The following is a 16,236-nucleotide window of genomic DNA, read 5'->3' on the forward strand; positions in this document are numbered from 1 at the left end:
CTACTTCGTTACCGCTGATTTCCTGACGGAGGGATGCAGGCCCGCGGGGTCCACCACCATTCCGAACTCCTGAAGATTATGCGCATGGCAGAGCTGGTGCAGCGCGAACGCCTGGTCGATCGCGGCGGGTTGTCCCATCACGTCCACCGAGCGGTTGACGGCCTCCTTGGTCAGCTTCAGCGCGAACGATGGCTTCGCCGCGATCTTCTGCGCCAGCGTCATCACGAACGAGGAAAGCTCCGCGCGCGGCACGACGTGGTTGACCATGCCGAGCCGGTGCGCCTCGTCCGCGCTCCAGGTGTCCGCCGTGAACAGCAATTCCTTGGCCTTGCGCGGGCCCAGCTCCCAGGGGTGCACGAACCATTCGACGCCGCAGACGCCCATGGTGACCACGGGATCGCAGAACTCGGCATCGGCGCTGGCGACGATCATGTCGCAGGCCCATGCCAGCATCAGGCCGCCGGCAATGCATTTGCCGTGCACTTCAGCAATGGTCGGCTTCGCCAGGTTGCGCCAGCGCCGCGTGATCTGCAGATAGATCTCCTGCTCGCGGGCGAAGCGGCCATGGGCGTTGGGTTCGGCAAAGCCGCCCCAATTTCCGACCGGCGGAAAATCCACCCCGGCTTCATTTTTGCTGCCCGGCCGCAGATCGTGGCCGGCGGAAAAATGCGGGCCGCTTCCTGCCAGGATGATGACCTTGACCGCGTCGTCCTGCACCGCCGCATCGAAGGCGGCGTTGAGGTCGTAGGTCATTTGCAGGTTCTGCGCATTGCGCGCCTCGGGCCGGTTCATCACGATCCGCGCGATGCGCGGCTCCGGCCGCTCCACGACGATGGTTTCGAATGCGGTCATGGGCCCTCCCGTTATTATTATGCAGCCATGTGACTATTTCAGCTGACGATAGGCAAGAGCCATCGGAACGAAAGCGGCCCGAAGTTCATTCAATCACCGCCGTCGTTCCGGGATGGGCCATTAGGCCCAGCCCCGGAATAATTGTGTGAAAGCACGACATTCTGATACCGTGACGCGAAATTATACCGGGAGTGTTTTATGCGCAGATTTTGGAACGTGCTGGCGGCGCTGGCGACGCTGAGCCTGACCAATTGCGGCTACAACGCGATCCAGACCAATGACGAGCAGGTCAAGGCGGGTTGGTCGGAGGTGGTGAACCAGTACCAGCGGCGCGCTGATCTGGTGCCCAACCTCGTCAATTCGGTGAAGGGCTTTGCGCAGCAGGAAAAGGACGTGCTGCTCGGGGTCACCAACGCCCGCGCCAAGGTCGGCAGCATCCAGGCCACGCCCGAGGTGCTGAACGATCCCGCCGCGTTTCAGAAATTCACGGCCGCCCAGGGTGAACTCTCCAGCGCGCTGTCGCGGCTATTGGTCGTAACCGAGAACTACCCCGCGCTGAAATCCGATGCGCTGTTCAAGGATCTGATGGCGCAGCTCGAAGGCACCGAGAACCGCATTACCGTGGCGCGCAACCGCTACATCAAGGCGGTGCAGGACTACAATGTCGGCATCCGCACCTTCCCGAACAACATGACGGCGATGATGTTCGGCTATAAGGAAAAGCCGAACTTCGCGGTCGAGAACGAGAAGGAAATCTCCACGGCGCCGAAGGTGGATTTCAATCCGACACCGGCCGCGCCCGCGAAGTAGCGGATCAAAGATCAATCGCAATGAATGCTGCAAGAGTTTCCATTCTTGCGCTGCTCGTGTTCTGGGCTGCTTCAGCCCTGGCCGTCGTCGCGGTGCCGCCGCTCGTCGGGCGCGTGGTCGATCAGACCGGGACGCTCACCAGCGGCGATATCGCTTCGCTGAACCAGACCATCCGGAGTTTCGAGGCGCGGAAGGGCAGCCAGGTCGCGGTGCTGATCGTGCCGACGACGGACGGCGAGGCGATCGAGCAGTTCTCGCTCCGCGTGGCGGAAGCCTGGAAGATCGGCCGCAAGAAGGTCGACGACGGCGCCGTGCTTGTCATCGCCAAGAACGATCGTCATCTTCGCATCGAGGTCGGCTATGGCCTCGAAGGCGCGCTGACCGACGTCACCACCAAGCGCATCATCGACGAGGAGGTCACGCCGAAGTTCAAGTCCGGTGATTTCGCCGGCGGCGTCTCGGCCGGCCTCAACAAGATGATCCGGATCATCGATGGCGAGAAACTGCCGGAGCCGCAGCCGCCGCATTGGCAAGATCAGACCGGGCTGTTCGACGTCGATGCGATGTTCAATCCGTTCCTCCTGATTCCGGTGTTCCTGTTCGGCGGGTTGATGCGGACCATGCTCGGGCGGCTGGTCGGCGCGGGCGTTGGCGGCGGCGTGGTGATGCTGATCGCCTGGTTCCTGTTCGGCTCGCTGGCCGCGGCGATATTCGCCGGCTTGATCGCCGTGTTTTTCGTCCTGTTCAGCGACTCCATTGTGTCGTCATCGCCGGGGAGCAGTGGAAGCGGCGGCTGGTCAGGGGGCAGCAGCGGTGGCTCATGGTCCGGAGGCAGTTCGAGCAGCAGCTCGAGCGATAGCGGCGGCGGGGGCGGCAGTTTCGGCGGCGGCGGCGCGTCGGGGAGCTGGTAGATGGCAGATATCAAACGCATTGGCAGGCATCTTCTGCAACACCGCTGGCGAGAGCGGCGCAACTTTCCACCGAAAGTGCTGGCCGCGATCGAGGCCGCGATCAGGGCGGGCGAGGCCACGCATTCCGGCCAGGTCCGCTTCGTCGTCGAGGGCGCGCTCGACGGCGCGCCGTTGTTCCGCAATCAGCCGGCGCGGGAACGCGCGCTGGATGTTTTCTCGCAACTGCGGATCTGGGACACCGCGCACAACAATGGCGTGCTGATCTATCTCCTGCTGGCCGACCGCGACGTCGAAATCGTCGCCGACCGCGGCATCCACGCGCACGTCGGCACCGCCGGCTGGGAGAAAATCTGCGTCGAGATGGAAACGGAATTTCGGGCAGGTAAGTTCGAGCGCGGCGTGATCAAGGGGATCGAGGCGGTGTCGCGCGAACTGGCGGCGCATTTTCCACCGCAGGGCGGCGGGATGAATGAACTGCCGGACAAGCCGGTGGTGATTTAGTGAGGTCGTCGTCATTCCGGGTTCGATGCTTCGCATCGCCCCGGAATGACGGCAGAGTCTACGCCTTCACCGACGGCCGTTCCGCAACCCGCGCCATCCACGCCACGATATTGCCGTTGCTCTGATCCAGCGGCTGCCCGACCGTGCCGCCGAAATCGAGCCAGCAATAAAGCAGGATGTCGGCCATCGTGAAGCGCTTGCCGCAGATGTAATCCTTCGCCGCCATCTGGCCGTCGAGCCATTGCAGGCGGTTGGCCGCGATCATCTTCAGGCCGGGTGAGGCTTCCGGCGCACAGAGGATGCGCTTTTCGAAGAACTTCAGGCCCTCGCCGAAGCGAAACCCATTGGCGAGATGTTCGCAGATGTTGAGATCGACGCGGCGTGCCCACATCCGGCATTCGGCGCGCTCTTCCGGTGTCGTTCCGATCATCGCAGGCGCCGGGTGCTTCTCCTCGAGATATTCGCAGATCGGGATGACTTCCGAGAGATAGCTGCCATTGTCGAGTTCAAGCGCCGGCATCTGGCCGTGCGGGTTGCGCTGCAAATGCTCGGCCTCGCGGTTTTCGCCCTTGCGCAGGTCGACCGTCTGCTTCGGCATCTCGATGCCCTTTTCCGCCATGAACATGCGGACAATGCGCGGGTTTGGTCCGACCGAGTCGTAAAGTTTCATGGTGCTCTCTCCCCAGTGCCTCTTGGAGGCGTCATTGTTGCTGTTGTTGAACAGGCCGCCATAAATTTTGTCAAATGGATGGGCCGCAGCGGAAGGCCAGCGAGTGTGATTTGGAATCACGTCAGGATCTGTCAGGCGGGGAATAATTCCGGATGGCGCAATTATTCGGTAGTGTTGGCTGTCTAGCCATCATCCAGCTTGTTGAGGTCGCGCACCGATTGCATGATCGGTTCGAAGTTCGAGCGCGCATCCAGCGCATCGAACAATTGCGCGGTGTCGGACAGCAAATTGTGCGAACGTTGAATGGCGACCCGTACATCGTCCTGCGGCGTGTCGGAGAGGCGGCCGTGGCCGGACAGCAGGATCTTCGAGTTCAACCCCTTCAGCCGCTCCAGTGACTGGATGTAGTCGGCGATGCTGCCGGAGCCGAACACGCCGCCCATCACGCCGCCGGGCATCAGCGTGTCGCTGGCGAACAGCAGGCCCTTGTCCTGGTCGAACAGCGTGATGCAGGCCGAGGTATGGCCGGGCGTGTACATCACGTTGAGGCGGAAATTGCCGAGGTCGAGCAGATTGCCTTCCTCGAGCCAGATGTCGACATTGATCGGGATATTCGGTTCGTTGAACATCTTGCGCAGCATCGAGAAGTCGTCGCGCAGCATGATCTTGTTGGCGGCCAGCCGATGCGCGGCGATGAAGGCGCGGCCATTGAAATGATAGGCGGCGCCGATATGGTCGAGATGCTCGTGGCTCAGCACCACCATGTCGATTTTCTCGGGTGGACAATCGACGTGTTGCAGACATTTCAGCAGATGCGGATAGTTCGACGACAGGCCGACATCGATCATGATGGTCCGCGAGCTGCCGCGCACCAGATAGGCGTTCGCCGCGCGGTTCTTGAAGCGGATCTGATAGACGTCCTCGGCGGCCTCGATCAGCGTGCAGACGTCGCTTTCGAGCAGGGTCTTGAACGGGCTCGGCCTGCGCTCGCTCATGGATTGGCCGCGGCTTTGAACGTGATCGCGTTCGAGGCACGCAGCCGCTTGCTCAGCGCATCCATGATCATCAGGGCAAACGCCGGCTGCTGGCTGACCAGGTAGACGAAGCGGGCGTGGTTGATCCGCATCACGCGGGTGTGCGCTGCGGCGGCAATCGCGGTCGCCGAGCGCGACGAGCCGTCGATCACGGCCATCTCGCCGAAGAATTCTCCCTTGCCGAGCGTGATGATCACGGTCTTGCTGGCACCGTTAACCTTGGCGATCTCGACCTTGCCGTCGAGCACGACGAACAGCTCACGCCCGGTCGAGCCTTCCTCAAAAATGACGTCATCTACATCAAACTCGTTGATGCATTTTTCGATGGTCATGGCGGCCTCCTGCCTTCTGGCTGGATGGTCGGGCCATGTTAATCGGTAAATGAACGGGACGCCAACGGAGCTGTCGACGGATTGTCGCAGGGCAACATGAACGACGGCAAGATGAACGAAAGCCGGGAATCGCCGGCCGCGCCGCCGTCGCCTTGCGGCCGCAAACCGGCCCGGATGACTTCCTAAAATTTAGGTAAGGCCATCGGTCAGGTCCCACCCGGTAACGATTTCGCAAGCAATAAAAGTTACCAAAAGTTCAACCCATTCTGGAGAATTGAACGTGAGCGAACAGCAGTCCGAGGCCACCAGCGGTGAAACCGGTTCCGTCGGCGCCGGGCCGGCCGCTCCCGATATGTCCGCAGCCAAAGAGCCGGTGACGGCGGCGATCGAGCCTCCGATGCTGGCGCCCGACCAGGTAGAAAGCTCTCCCAAGCCGGACGCGCCCAAAGTGGAAGCGCCCAGGGTCGAGGCCTCCAAGGTTGAAGCGGCCAAAGTTGAACCGACGAAAGTCGAAGCGGCCACATCGGAAGCTCCGAAAGTTGAACCGCCGCGGATTCCCGGCAAGCTGTTGATTATGTCGCCCGGCGAGCGCGCGTGGAACGGCGACGAAGCCGATGCGAAGCCGGAAGCGGTGGCAGCCGAAGGGGCGTCCGGCAAGCGCAGGATGTCGGCGATGGCAGCCGTGGTGGCGCTGGCGACGATCGCCGGTGCGCTTGGTGGCTCGCTCGCAACCGCGGGCCTTGGATACGTGATGGCCGGAAATTCCGCCGTCGCGAACAGCAACAGCGCGCTGGAAGCCTCGGTGGCGCGGATCGATGCCGATATCCTGGCGCTGAAGGCCAGCGTTGAGCACACCTCCAAAACCGGGGTGAGCCAGTTCAACAAGACCAGCGATCGCCTCGACAAGGTCGAGAAGGCGCAGGCCGAGCCGGCCGCCAAGCTCGCCAAGCTCAGCGAGGCCGTCGAAAAACTCCGCGCGCAAGCTGCTGCACCCGCACCCGTCGCCGCCGCAACGCCGGCCGCCGCAAGGGACGTCACGGGAACGGTGTCGCCGCCCGCAACGGCCGCGGCGGTGCCGCTCCCCGCACCGAAGCCCGAGATTGCACGGCTGCCGACCGTGGACGGCTGGGTGCTGCGTGACGCCGCTAATGGCAGCGCGCTGATCGAAGGCCGCCAGGGCATCTTTGAAGTCTATGCCGGCGATCCCGTCCCGGGTCTCGGCCGCATCGATGCCATCCGCAAGCAGGACGGCAAATGGGTGGTCGTGACCAGCAAGGGTCTGATCGTCGCCCGCTGATTACGCGAAACCTGAATGAAGAAGGCGCTTCACCGGGATGTGAAGCGCCTTTTTGCTTGAATAGGCCACTTCGCGCGGTGTTAGTGGGGGCATGAGCCGCGCGCTGCGATTTCTTGTCACCCTATTCGCCCTGCTGTGCGGCGCATTGCCGGCGTCCGCCGCGCCACTGGAGCGTGGGATCGCGATAACGGATCCCCTGGCGCTGCGCGAACTCGACGGCGGCAGGTTCGGCATCCGCCGTCTGTTGTGGCCGGAGCGATCGGCCGATGCTCCGCCCACGAGCGGCCAGCTATTCACCCTGCCGTCGATGGTTCCGGTCCGCCAGGCGATCGACGCGGAGTTCGACCGTTATATTGCGCGACACAAAAGTAGCCTGCCGAACGAGACCATCGGCGTCGGCGATGGCTTTGCCTTTCAACTGTTCGACCGCATCCAGCTCGATTCCGCCGACACCCGTTTCGTGCTGGCGGGCATCGTCAACCGCATGGATCGCGCTTATGTCGACGAGGCCAGCTGCGGCGACATCCGGCTGATCTATCGGCTGACGCGAATGAAAACGCCGGGGGCCGACGACAGGGCAATTTTGCCCCGTCTGCCAATGACGTTGAATCTTGTGCTGAAAGCCAAGGCCGGCCTTGGGATCGACCGTAACGGCCAATCCATCACCTGTTCCGAAATCGCAAAACGCTGGCTCGCCGCGGGCGAATCTTCGCTGACTGGTGCGCCGCTCGCGGAGAGACTGCTGGCAGAGGCTGGTCCGCTCGAACTGCTGAGTTACGAAAACATCGATCGTATCGAGACCAATCTGCAGATCGCGCATGCGCCGAAATCGCCCGTGCGGGATTTCCGCACCGATTACCTGTTGAAGGTGTTTCGCTATGACGCCGCGGCGCGGGAATTTCGGGAAGCGCCGATGGAGAACCAGATCGACCGCGACCGCATTCTGGCTGACGACGCGCTCGGGCGCGAGTTCAAGTCATGGCTGCTCGATCCCAAACACCTCGCCGAGTTCGATTCCGGCGCGGTACTGATCCCGGAAAAATTCCTTGCCAACGGCGCGATTGCCGCAACGCCGGCCGGATTTGAAGCTTCCGACCTGCAGCCTGAATTCGGCCTGATGCAGGGCGAGGGGGCCAAGGCGGTGTTCAGCGAAGCTGACGTTGTCACGGCGCTGAAGAAGGCCGCGGCTGGCGGTATGAAGTTGCAAAACATCCGCTCGGCCGGCGGCTTCGAGCGGCGGCTGAACGATGTCACCTGTTCCGGGTGCCACCAGACGCGCGGCATCGGCGGATTTCATTTTCCCGGCGTCGACTGGATGGCGGTCAATCCTTCCAACTCGACGGTCGTTCCGGCCTCGCCGCACTTCTTCGGCGACCAGGTTCGCCGCCGTGACATCCTCACCGCAGTAAGGGATGGCAAGGCGCCGGATTATTCCCGCGGCTTTGCCAGCCGCCCGCAATTGCGCGGCAGCACGGAACTGGTGGGGACCGAATATAGCGACGGCTGGGGCGCGCATTGCTACGCTCCCAGCAATATAGCGGCCAGCAACGACGCGAGCTTCCGTACCTGGACCTGCGCTGAGGGGCTGGCCTGTCAGGTCAGCGGCAAGACCGCACGCATGGGCATGTGTTTCGTGAAAAGCCGTTAGGCAGGTTTCGGCCCTGGCAGCGGGCAAGGGTGCCGATGCACCGTCACCGTTTGATGCTAGAGTGGTGGGTAGCGACCAACCGAGCGGGGACCGGCGATGAGCTCTTCCGACCAGGAGAACAGGCAGCGGAATCGCGAAATCGCCGAGAACGAAGCCAAGCGCGAGGCGGTCAGCAACGTCCGCGTCAGCACCTGGGCGATCGCGCTCACCGTCCTTGCCGGTGTGATCGTCTTTGGCATCGCGTGGGCCTGGCTCAACCGGTGAGGTCCCGTCATCCTGAGGTGCGCGCTCTTGCGCGCCTCGAAGGACGACGGCCCGGCTGTGGCCGATTCATCCTTCGAGGCTCGCTGCGCTCGCACCTCAGGATGACGGGAGACAGTACGAACGCGTCGCACTACGCGTAATGCGTCAGCCGCTTGCCGGGCAGCAAATCGTAGGCTGACTTCCAGCCGGGCAGAGCAGCCATACGGCCAAGCCAGGCGCTGATGGCCGGGTGGCTCACCGCAAAATCATATCCAGTCTCGTCGCTCGGATAATGCAGATAGGCCATCATGGATATATCGGCGATGCTCGGCCGCGCGCCGATCGCGAACGCATTCTGCTGCAGGTGCGTTTCCAGAATCCCTAAGAAATCGTCGAGCCGTTTGCGGTAATATTTCAGCACCGCGGGATCGGTGAACGGGATGAACGTCCGCATGAACCGGTATGAAGCCATGTAGCCGGTGAGCTTGTGGTTGTCCCAGAACAGCCAGCGCAGGAGTTCGAACTGTTCTTGTTCAGTCTCGCCGCCGAATTGGCCGAACTGCCTCGCGAGCTTCAGCAGGATCGGCGCGGTCTGGGTGAGGCGGACGCCGTCCTCTTCCAGCACCGGGATTTCGCCCATCTCGTTGACCGTGCGCCTCCATTCCGCTGTGCGCGTGATGCCGCCGCCGAAATCGGTCCAGACCGGCTCGAAGGTCTGGCCGCACAGGGTCAGCATCAGCGCAAGCTTGTAGCTGTTTCCGGACTCCGGAAAGTAATGCAGGCGGTAGGTCGTCATGCCGCTGTTCCGCAGGCTCACGCCACCGCGCCGGACGCGCGCAGCTTCTTGATCGCAGCCTCGTCATAGCCGGCGTTGCGCAAAATCTCGTCGCTGTGCTCGCCGAGGCCGGGCGGCTTGCGCGGCTGGACCTTTTTGCTGCCGTCGACCCAGATCGGGCTGCTGATGGTCATCATGGTGTCGTTCTCGAACGGCACCAGCACTTCGTTCTCGATCATCTGCTGGTCACCCGGAATGTCGTCGAGGATGCCGACGACGCCGAACACCAGCCCGTTGCCGTCGAGGATCTTGCGCCATTCGGCGAGGTCCTTGCCGGCAAAGATTTCGTCGAAGATCTTGATCAGTTCCAGCGAGCGCGCGTGGCGGTCCTTCTTGGTCGCAAAGCGCGGGTCGCTCACCAGGTCCTCGCGGCCGAGGCAGCGCGCCAGCGTCGGCCATTGCCGGTCCTCGTTCAGCAGCGACAGGATCAGCCAGCGGCCGTCCTGGCACTGGTAGTGATTGGTCACCGCGTTCAGCGCGCGCTCGCGCGGCCGCCGCTCGCCGAACTTGGCGCCGACCAGTTTGGCCTGTGCCAGCACCGAAGCCGCCCAGACGCCGTTGGCCATCAGGTTGGAACTGACATGCGAGCCCTTGCCGGTCTTTTCGCGCTTGAACAGCGCGGTCACGATCGCGCCGTAAAACGCCATCGCGCAGGGGTGATCGCCCATGCCGGCGATCGAACGCGCGGGCGTGGTGTGCTCGTCCGCACGCACCAGGTCCATCAGGCCCGAACGCGCCCAATAGGCGTTAGAGTCGAAGCCGGGCTTGTTGGCTTCCTCGCCCTTTTCGCCATAGCCGGTGAACGATGCATAGATCAGCCGGTCGTTGAGATGCGCCAGGTGGTCCCAGGTGATGCCGAGCTTGGTGCGGACCTGCGGCGGCATGTTGGTGATGAAGACGTCGGCCTCGGCGACCAGCTTGTAAAGCACCGCCTGCGCTTCCGGCTTCGTCAAGTCGAGCGCCAGGCTCTTCTTGTTGCGGGCCTCCAGCATCCACGCGAAATTGTGTTCGCTGTGCGGGTAGCCCGGCAAGTTCGGCAAATTGCGATAGGGATCGCCGGTAACCGGCGGTTCGATCTTGATCACGTCGGCGCCGAAATCGGACAGCACGGTGGCGGCCGCGGGGGCTGCGATGAAACTCGCGCAGTCCAGAACCTTGAGGCCGTCAAAAATGCCTTTTTCCATCTCGATGTCGCTCCCGTGACGTTTGTTGGTCTTGTTCCGCTTGGAAATATTGCAGCGTCATTTGGCCCATCTTGGGCAGCGGATGCAACGGCGCTTCTTGCATACCCTCCCCTGGAGGGGGAGGGTCGACGCGAAGCGGCGGGGTGGGGTGACAGTCTTTCCTCTTGAACGGTCCCCGAGTTGAGAGATCACCCCACCCCGTCTCGCATCTTGCTTCGCGCGATGCGAGCCGACCCTCCCCCTCCAGGGGAGGGTAAGAGCAACTACTCCCCGCCCGAGAGCAGGGCTGCATTACCGCCGGCGGCGGCGGTATTGACGGTCACCGTCTGTTCGGTGGCAAACCGCGCCAGATAATGCGGTCCGCCGGCCTTGGGGCCGGTGCCGGAGAGGCCATGGCCGCCGAACGGCTGCACGCCGACGACGGCGCCGATCATGTTGCGGTTGACGTAGATATTGCCGACCTGAACGGCGTCGATGATGTCGTCGACGGTATCGTCGATCCGGGAGTGGATGCCGAGCGTAAGTCCGTAGCCGGAGCCCTCGATCGATTGCAACACGTGGGGAAGACGGTCGGCGCGGTAGCGTACCACGTGGAGCACCGGGCCGAACACCTCCTCGGTCAATTGCCCGGCATCGGACAGTTCAAAGATGTGCGGCGCGACGAAATTGCCTTCCGGTGCGGTGCCGGCAAAGTGCACCCGCGCTTGCTGCTTCATCCGCGCGATATGTGCATCCAGGCGTTGCTTGGCCTCGGCATCGATCACCGGCCCGATGTGGGTTGAAGGATCAGAGGGATCACCAATCCGGAGTTCACGCGCGGCGCCGGCGATCATCTCGATCATGCGGTCGGCGACGTCGTCCTGGAGGAACAACAGCCGCAGCGCCGAGCAGCGCTGGCCGGCCGAGCGGAACGCCGAGGTGACGACGTCGTCGGCGACCTGCTCGGGTAACGCGGTGGCATCCACGATCATCGCATTGATGCCGCCGGTTTCCGCGATCAGCGGCACGATCGGGCCGTCCTTGGCCGCCAGCGTCCGGTTGATTGATCGTGCCACCTCGGTCGAGCCGGTGAAGACGACGCCTGATATGTCGGGATGTCCCACCAGCGCCGCACCGGTCCGCCCGTCGCCCTGCACCAGATGCAAGGCGGAAGGTGACACGCCGGCTTCATACAACAGCCGCACGGCTTCGGCCGCAATCAGCGGCGTCTGCTCGGCAGGTTTTGCGATGACGGCGTTGCCGGCCATCAGCGCCGCCGTAACCTGCCCCAGGAAGATCGCGAGCGGAAAATTCCATGGCGAGATCGCGACGAAGACGCCGCGGCCGCGCAAGGCGAGCACATTGCTCTCGCCGGTCGGGCCCGGCATCGCCTTGCCGTCACCGAACTGCGCGCGTCCTTGCGCGGCATAGTAACGGCAGAAATCGACGGCCTCGCGGACTTCCGACAGGGCGTCATCCAGCGTCTTGCCGCCCTCACGTTGCAGCAGCGCGATGAAATGTGCTGTGCGTTGTTCCAACAAGTCGGCGGCTCTCTCCAGCGCGCGCGCGCGCGTCGCGGCCGGCGTTCGGCTCCAGCTCCTGAAGCCGTCGCGCGCGGCCGATATCGCTGTATTCACCGCGGCCGGCGTCGCATCGACGATACTGCCGGCCGTGGGCGTGGTCTCCGCGGCAACACCAGCAATGAGCCGGCCCAACGCCGCGCGCTCGCCGAATTCCAGCCCGCGCGAATTCGCCCGATGCGGCGAAAAAAGATCGCGCGGCAATGGGATGTTCGGATGCATGGCCTTGTCGGCACTGCCGATGGCATCCGCCGGACGCCGGAGCAGCGTTGATACGGGAATAGCCTCATCGGCGGCGAGCGCGACAAACGACGAATTGGCGCCGTTCTCGAGCAGGCGCCGCACCAGATAGGCGAGGAGATCGCGGTGGCTGCCGACCGGCGCATATGTGCGGCAGGCGATGTCGGGATGGTCTTCACTGAGCTGGGCATAGAGCGCCTCGCCCATGCCGTGCAGGCGCTGGAATTCGAACCCGCTCTTGTCCTTTGCCAGTTCAAGGAGCGTCGCGACCGTCAGTGCATTGTGGGTCGCGAACTGCGGAAAGATCCGTGGCCGCAAGCCCAGCAATTGCTGCGCGCAGGCGACGTAGTTCAGGTCCGTCATCGCCTTGCGGGTGAACACGGGATAACCGTCGAGGCCGCGCTCCTGCGCACGCTTGATCTCGGTGTCCCAATAGGCGCCTTTCACCAGCCGCACCATCATGCGGCGGTTCAGGCTTTTCGCGAGACCATCGACATGGTCGATCACCTCGCGGGCGCGCTTCTGATAGGCCTGGATCGCGAGGCCAAATCCGTCCCAGCCAGCCAGGGATGGATCGGCGAATGCCGCCGCGATCACGTCGAGCGACAATTCCAGCCGGTCGGCTTCCTCGGCATCGACGGTAAAATTCAGATCAAAGGTTTTGGCCTGCCGCGCCAGATCGATCAGGCGCGGCACCAGTTCGCTCATCACGCGTGAATGGCTGACCGCTTCGAAGCGCGGATGCAACGCCGAGAGCTTGACGGAAATGCCGGGCCGGTCGGGCAAGGGACGATTGTTGGCGGCGCGGCCGATCGCATCGATCGCGCGTGCATAGGAATCAAAATAGCGCGCGGCGTCGGCGGCGGTGCGCGCGCCTTCGCCGAGCATGTCGAAGGAATAGCGCCGATGGCGCGATGCATGCGCTTCGGCCCGCGCCAGCGCGGCCTCGATGGTCTCGCCGAGTACGAAATGGCTGCCCATCAGCCGCATCGCCTGGCGTGTCGCGGCGCGCACGGCGGGTGCGCCCAGCCGCTTGGTCAGCCGGCCGATGGTGCCCTGCGGCGTCTCGCCGGGCTGGATCACCCGCGCCGACATGCCGAGCGCCCATGCCGAGGCATTGACAAGGAAGGCGCTGGACTTGGTCTCGTGATGCACGAAGTCGCCCTGGCCGAGCTTGTCCTCGATGAACTGGTCGGCGGTGCGGGCGTCCGGGACGCGCAACAGCGCTTCGGCAAGCACCATCAGTGCGAGGCCTTCCTTGGTCGACAATGCGAACTCGCGCAGCATGTCCTCGACGCCGCCGAGCGGATCGTCATTGGCTCTGACGGCTTCGACCAGGCGCGTTGCCGTGCGGTCGATCCGCGCCTCCTGCTCGCCGCTCAGTTTGGCGGTGGCGAGCAGGCGGGCGGCGATTTTCCAATCATCGGGCGCGCAGGCCGCCTTGAAGGGCGGAAGAGGCGGTGGGCGGTCCGGCATGGTGATTCCCTCGGTCTAACCCAATTTACCGCTGCTCCAGCCGTAGTTCGATAGACAAATTCGCCATTTTGCCTTAGGAAATGTGGAATATGATCTAGTTAACCGGATAAACAATGGAAATTGACAAGATAGACCGTAAAATCCTCTCTATTCTTCAAGGGGATGGCCGCATTGCGAATGTCGAACTGGCCGAGCGGATCGGGCTGTCGCCGACATCGATCGGCGAGCGCCTGAAGCGGCTGCAGCGCGACGGCTTTGTCGAGGGTTATGGCGCCCGGCTCAATCCGCATCTCTTGGGGCTGGGATTGCTGGTGTTCGTCGAGGTGATGCTCGACAAGACCACGCCCGATGTCTTCGAGCGCTTCGCTAAAGCGGTGCAATCGGCCCCTGAAGTACTGGAATGCCACATGGTGGCGGGCGGCTTCGATTATCTGGTGAAGGCCCGCCTCGCCGACATGACGGCCTATCGGCGCTTTCTCGGCGAGACCCTGCTGGCGCTGCCGGGGGTGCGCGAAACGCGGACCTACGCCGTGATGGAAGAGGTCAAGCGCGACGCGCCGTTGCCGGTCGGGTAGCGCCAACAAAACGACCGTGACCAAAACGCACCATGCCAAAAATAGCCGTGGCCTGTTCCACAGGTGGCGGTCTTGCAACTTGGCAGCGTGAAGGGCACGCGCTAATTCTCGGGCACCGCCGTGGTTTGGATAGCAGGGATCATGAGAGACGCCGATCGAGCGTTACGCCAGACGTTTGCCCGGCTTGCGGGCGTGCTTGGCGTTGTCGGGGCGGCGTTGTCAGGCGCGCCTTCCGAAGCGGCCGAAATGAGTTCGGCGGTCGCCGACCTCTATACGTCGGTGTCGATCTATCCGCCGTCGGCGAATTCGATGACGGTCTGTTACGGCTTCGTCTGCCGGCGCCGCCAGATACTGGAGTTCACGCCGCAAGACCGCACCGCGCTGACGCAGATCATGGCCGCGGGCCGTGCGTCGGCCGTGGCCGAGCGCGCGGCGGTGCAGAAGGCCGTGGTGTGGTTCGACCGCCGCATGGGACCGATCCTCGGCACCAACAAGCGCGTGGCGAAAGCGGATTTCCGCTACTTCGACGACAAGCACAATTACGATTGCTGGGACACCACCCGCAATACCACCAGCCTGTTACTGGTGCTGCGGGATTGGGGGCTGCTGAAGCATCATGCGATCGGTGATCCCCGCTATCGCGGCAATACGCTGGTGCTGCAGACGCCGCACAACACCGCCGTGCTGGTCGATCGCGCAACCAGGGCCGAATGGGTCGTCGACCTCTGGCCGCGAGGCTATCTGCAGCCTCCGGACGTCATGCCGGTCGAGAAATGGGTGAAGGAAGATTGAGCGGCCGGTCGGCCCAAAGAGAGTGCGAGCAACTACGGTGCTCGCTCCGCCGAACGCTCACAGTTTTTTTGAGAGTTTTTTCAAGCCCGGCTCCCGGATTAGTTCCGAGAGCGCGCCGTTGCCGATCGCGCGGTAGCGCTAAACCTTGAGGTTCTCGGCCGAAGTCTTGCCGCGATTGGCAATCTCTTCGTATTCAACGGTCTGCCCTTCGTTAAGCGTCGAAAGCCCAGCTTTCTCAACTGCCGAAATGTGAACGAAAACGTCCTTGCCGCCGTTGCTGGGCTGGATAAATCCATAACCCTTGGTCGGGTTGAACCACTTCACCGTACCTTTAGCCATTCACGTCGTCTCCGCGGAATCAAAAAAATATCCGAGCCGCCGGTCCCCGCACATACCGGGCATGCCCGAGACTTCAGGATACGCGGGTTGTGGCGGACTGGGTAGCGCAAACGGCACCACGGATTCCGCAAAAATCCGCCATATCGTACCGTATTTCCGCCGTTTTGCCCGTTTCGCGCTCATTTGACGCGGCGAAATCGTGGCCGGCGCGAGCCTCGTCGATGGGAGGATTGACCAGAAATCCTGCCTCGCCTGACGTGCGGAGGAGGGGGGCACCACAAAATAGACGCGCCGAGTTGGGGCATCTGCGCCTTCATCCGCCGCTCGTTTCAGTCGTTCGCGGTGAGATAATCCACCATCTTGCCGACATTCGCATCGTCAATAGGCGCGACGTTAGACGTTCATCTTCCTGGTCACTTCGGCCGCCCAAAAATCCTTCTTGAACTTCTTGCCGCGCGGCGCGTCTTGACGTTGTCGTCGGAATGACAGCGGTGCAATTGTTCTGCATCAATTCGCGTTCGACGGTCTCGACGATGTGCGCGAACAGCCGGCCGGATTCCGGATCGGCATCGATTGCACCTTCTTCTTGCATTTGCATTGCAACAACAGAAAACCCCGGTCACGCTGGGCGACCGGGGTTTCTGAACCGAAATTGTGGTTCGATCAGTAGCAGACGTTGACGGTGCGGAACACAACGCCGTACGGGGTGTACACGCGGCGGCTCACGTAGCAGCCGTCGTAACCGCCACCGATGTAGCCGACGTTGAAGCCGAAGCCGTGGTGGTGATGGTGATGGCCGTGGTGGTGGTGATGCGGGAAGGCGGGCCAGTGCACCGGCTTCGCCGAAGCGGCGGTCGGAGCCATTGCAATGGTGCCGAGGGTGGCGGCGGCAGCGATAGCGAGCGTAACTTTACGAAGCATGGTCTTTCTCCTTGAGT

At 63.0% G+C, this 16,236-nt stretch carries 18 protein-coding genes; 8 read left to right on the forward strand and 10 right to left on the reverse strand.

The genetic code is table 11. The features are described 5' to 3' along the window. The gene (locus tag JQ575_RS08500; protein ID WP_212032761.1) at positions 1-852 is read right to left on the reverse strand and encodes an enoyl-CoA hydratase; all 852 of its coding nucleotides are present in this window, start codon (positions 850-852) and stop codon (positions 1-3) included. A gap of 198 nt (positions 853-1,050) precedes the next feature. Between JQ575_RS08500 and JQ575_RS08505 the strand changes: the two genes are divergently transcribed. Genes JQ575_RS08505 through JQ575_RS08515 form a run of 3 tightly spaced genes read left to right on the forward strand, consistent with a single transcriptional unit; the run spans position 1,051 to position 3,074 of the window. After that, a complete protein-coding gene (locus JQ575_RS08505; protein WP_212032762.1) occupies positions 1,051-1,662 on the forward strand; it encodes a LemA family protein in 612 nt (203 codons plus the stop codon). 20 nt (positions 1,663-1,682) lie between these two features. Then, positions 1,683-2,573, forward strand: a complete 891-nt coding sequence (locus tag JQ575_RS08510) for a YgcG family protein (RefSeq protein WP_212032763.1) — start codon at positions 1,683-1,685, stop codon at positions 2,571-2,573. Next, a complete protein-coding gene (locus tag JQ575_RS08515; protein WP_212032764.1) occupies positions 2,574-3,074 on the forward strand; it encodes a TPM domain-containing protein in 501 nt (166 codons plus the stop codon). A gap of 58 nt (positions 3,075-3,132) precedes the next feature. On the opposite strand, the gene JQ575_RS08520 is transcribed toward JQ575_RS08515, so the two are convergent. From JQ575_RS08520 to JQ575_RS08530, 3 genes are all read right to left on the reverse strand, one after another. After that, a complete protein-coding gene (locus tag JQ575_RS08520) occupies positions 3,133-3,744 on the reverse strand; it encodes a glutathione S-transferase family protein (protein WP_212032765.1) in 612 nt (203 codons plus the stop codon). A 182-nt stretch (positions 3,745-3,926) separates the two neighbouring features. Continuing rightward, entirely contained in the window at positions 3,927-4,739 is an 813-nt protein-coding gene (locus tag JQ575_RS08525; RefSeq protein ID WP_212032766.1) for an MBL fold metallo-hydrolase, read from the reverse strand. Continuing rightward, positions 4,736-5,110: a Crp/Fnr family transcriptional regulator gene (locus tag JQ575_RS08530; protein ID WP_212032767.1), complete on the reverse strand. Its 375-nt coding sequence runs from the start codon at positions 5,108-5,110 to the stop codon at positions 4,736-4,738. Before JQ575_RS08530 ends, JQ575_RS08525 begins: the two co-directional genes overlap by 4 nt. Positions 5,111-5,390: 280 nt before the next feature. Between JQ575_RS08530 and JQ575_RS08535 the strand changes: the two genes are divergently transcribed. The 3 genes from JQ575_RS08535 (at position 5,391) to JQ575_RS08545 (ending at position 8,319) form a co-directional block, all read left to right on the forward strand. Continuing rightward, positions 5,391-6,407 carry a hypothetical protein gene (locus JQ575_RS08535; protein WP_409364772.1) on the forward strand — a complete coding sequence of 339 codons (1,017 nt, stop codon included), beginning with the start codon at positions 5,391-5,393 and terminating at the stop codon, positions 6,405-6,407. Between the two features lie 91 nt (positions 6,408-6,498). Further along, positions 6,499-8,055: a hypothetical protein gene (locus JQ575_RS08540; protein WP_212032769.1), complete on the forward strand. Its 1,557-nt coding sequence runs from the start codon at positions 6,499-6,501 to the stop codon at positions 8,053-8,055. Between the two features lie 96 nt (positions 8,056-8,151). Then, entirely contained in the window at positions 8,152-8,319 is a 168-nt protein-coding gene (locus tag JQ575_RS08545) for a hypothetical protein (RefSeq protein ID WP_212032770.1), read from the forward strand. A gap of 130 nt (positions 8,320-8,449) precedes the next feature. On the opposite strand, the gene JQ575_RS08550 is transcribed toward JQ575_RS08545, so the two are convergent. The 3 genes from JQ575_RS08550 to putA form a co-directional block, all read right to left on the reverse strand. After that, complete coding sequence (locus JQ575_RS08550; RefSeq protein ID WP_212032771.1) at positions 8,450-9,094, reverse strand: glutathione S-transferase family protein; 645 nt, start codon at positions 9,092-9,094, stop codon at positions 8,450-8,452. A gap of 17 nt (positions 9,095-9,111) precedes the next feature. Next, complete coding sequence (locus JQ575_RS08555; protein WP_212032772.1) at positions 9,112-10,317, reverse strand: CaiB/BaiF CoA-transferase family protein; 1,206 nt, start codon at positions 10,315-10,317, stop codon at positions 9,112-9,114. 263 nt (positions 10,318-10,580) lie between these two features. After that, positions 10,581-13,592: a bifunctional proline dehydrogenase/L-glutamate gamma-semialdehyde dehydrogenase PutA gene (putA, locus tag JQ575_RS08560; protein WP_212032773.1), complete on the reverse strand. Its 3,012-nt coding sequence runs from the start codon at positions 13,590-13,592 to the stop codon at positions 10,581-10,583. Between the two features lie 113 nt (positions 13,593-13,705). On the opposite strand from putA, the gene JQ575_RS08565 reads away from it, so the two are divergent. Together JQ575_RS08565 and JQ575_RS08570 are read left to right on the forward strand one after the other, a co-directional pair. Beyond that, on the forward strand, positions 13,706-14,167 hold the full coding sequence (locus JQ575_RS08565) for an Lrp/AsnC ligand binding domain-containing protein (protein ID WP_212032774.1): 462 nt from the start codon (positions 13,706-13,708) through the stop codon (positions 14,165-14,167). A 141-nt stretch (positions 14,168-14,308) separates the two neighbouring features. Next, positions 14,309-14,959, forward strand: a complete 651-nt coding sequence (locus JQ575_RS08570; RefSeq protein ID WP_210337306.1) for a hypothetical protein — start codon at positions 14,309-14,311, stop codon at positions 14,957-14,959. Between the two features lie 138 nt (positions 14,960-15,097). On the opposite strand, the gene JQ575_RS08575 is transcribed toward JQ575_RS08570, so the two are convergent. The 3 genes from JQ575_RS08575 to JQ575_RS08585 form a co-directional block, all read right to left on the reverse strand. Continuing rightward, complete coding sequence (locus tag JQ575_RS08575) at positions 15,098-15,298, reverse strand: cold-shock protein (RefSeq protein ID WP_027539571.1); 201 nt, start codon at positions 15,296-15,298, stop codon at positions 15,098-15,100. Positions 15,299-15,611: 313 nt separating this feature from the next. After that, a complete protein-coding gene (locus JQ575_RS08580; RefSeq protein ID WP_212032775.1) occupies positions 15,612-15,890 on the reverse strand; it encodes a hypothetical protein in 279 nt (92 codons plus the stop codon). Positions 15,891-15,961: 71 nt separating this feature from the next. Beyond that, positions 15,962-16,219: a hypothetical protein gene (locus JQ575_RS08585; protein WP_192736607.1), complete on the reverse strand. Its 258-nt coding sequence runs from the start codon at positions 16,217-16,219 to the stop codon at positions 15,962-15,964. Positions 16,220-16,236: the final 17 nt, after the last annotated feature.

It is taken from the genome of Bradyrhizobium sp. JYMT SZCCT0428, from assembly GCF_018131075.1.
In the GTDB taxonomy this organism is placed as follows: Bacteria; Pseudomonadota; Alphaproteobacteria; order Rhizobiales; family Xanthobacteraceae; genus Bradyrhizobium.

Excerpts from the sequence above, each read along its gene's own strand:
- JQ575_RS08500 (WP_212032761.1), bottom strand. The coding sequence starts at position 852 with ATGACCGCATTCGAAACCATCGTCGTGGAGCGGCCGGAGCCGCGCATC.
- JQ575_RS08505 (WP_212032762.1), top strand. The coding sequence starts at position 1,051 with ATGCGCAGATTTTGGAACGTGCTGGCGGCGCTGGCGACGCTGAGCCTG.
- JQ575_RS08510 (WP_212032763.1), top strand. The coding sequence starts at position 1,683 with ATGAATGCTGCAAGAGTTTCCATTCTTGCGCTGCTCGTGTTCTGGGCT.
- JQ575_RS08515 (WP_212032764.1), top strand. The coding sequence starts at position 2,574 with ATGGCAGATATCAAACGCATTGGCAGGCATCTTCTGCAACACCGCTGG.
- JQ575_RS08520 (WP_212032765.1), bottom strand. The coding sequence starts at position 3,744 with ATGAAACTTTACGACTCGGTCGGACCAAACCCGCGCATTGTCCGCATG.
- JQ575_RS08525 (WP_212032766.1), bottom strand. The coding sequence starts at position 4,739 with ATGAGCGAGCGCAGGCCGAGCCCGTTCAAGACCCTGCTCGAAAGCGAC.
- JQ575_RS08530 (WP_212032767.1), bottom strand. The coding sequence starts at position 5,110 with ATGACCATCGAAAAATGCATCAACGAGTTTGATGTAGATGACGTCATT.
- JQ575_RS08540 (WP_212032769.1), top strand. The coding sequence starts at position 6,499 with ATGAGCCGCGCGCTGCGATTTCTTGTCACCCTATTCGCCCTGCTGTGC.
- JQ575_RS08545 (WP_212032770.1), top strand. The coding sequence starts at position 8,152 with ATGAGCTCTTCCGACCAGGAGAACAGGCAGCGGAATCGCGAAATCGCC.
- JQ575_RS08550 (WP_212032771.1), bottom strand. The coding sequence starts at position 9,094 with ATGACGACCTACCGCCTGCATTACTTTCCGGAGTCCGGAAACAGCTAC.
- JQ575_RS08555 (WP_212032772.1), bottom strand. The coding sequence starts at position 10,317 with ATGGAAAAAGGCATTTTTGACGGCCTCAAGGTTCTGGACTGCGCGAGT.
- putA (WP_212032773.1), bottom strand. The coding sequence starts at position 13,592 with ATGCCGGACCGCCCACCGCCTCTTCCGCCCTTCAAGGCGGCCTGCGCG.
- JQ575_RS08565 (WP_212032774.1), top strand. The coding sequence starts at position 13,706 with ATGGAAATTGACAAGATAGACCGTAAAATCCTCTCTATTCTTCAAGGG.
- JQ575_RS08570 (WP_210337306.1), top strand. The coding sequence starts at position 14,309 with ATGAGAGACGCCGATCGAGCGTTACGCCAGACGTTTGCCCGGCTTGCG.
- JQ575_RS08575 (WP_027539571.1), bottom strand. The coding sequence starts at position 15,298 with ATGGCTAAAGGTACGGTGAAGTGGTTCAACCCGACCAAGGGTTATGGA.
- JQ575_RS08580 (WP_212032775.1), bottom strand. The coding sequence starts at position 15,890 with ATGCAAGAAGAAGGTGCAATCGATGCCGATCCGGAATCCGGCCGGCTG.
- JQ575_RS08585 (WP_192736607.1), bottom strand. The coding sequence starts at position 16,219 with ATGCTTCGTAAAGTTACGCTCGCTATCGCTGCCGCCGCCACCCTCGGC.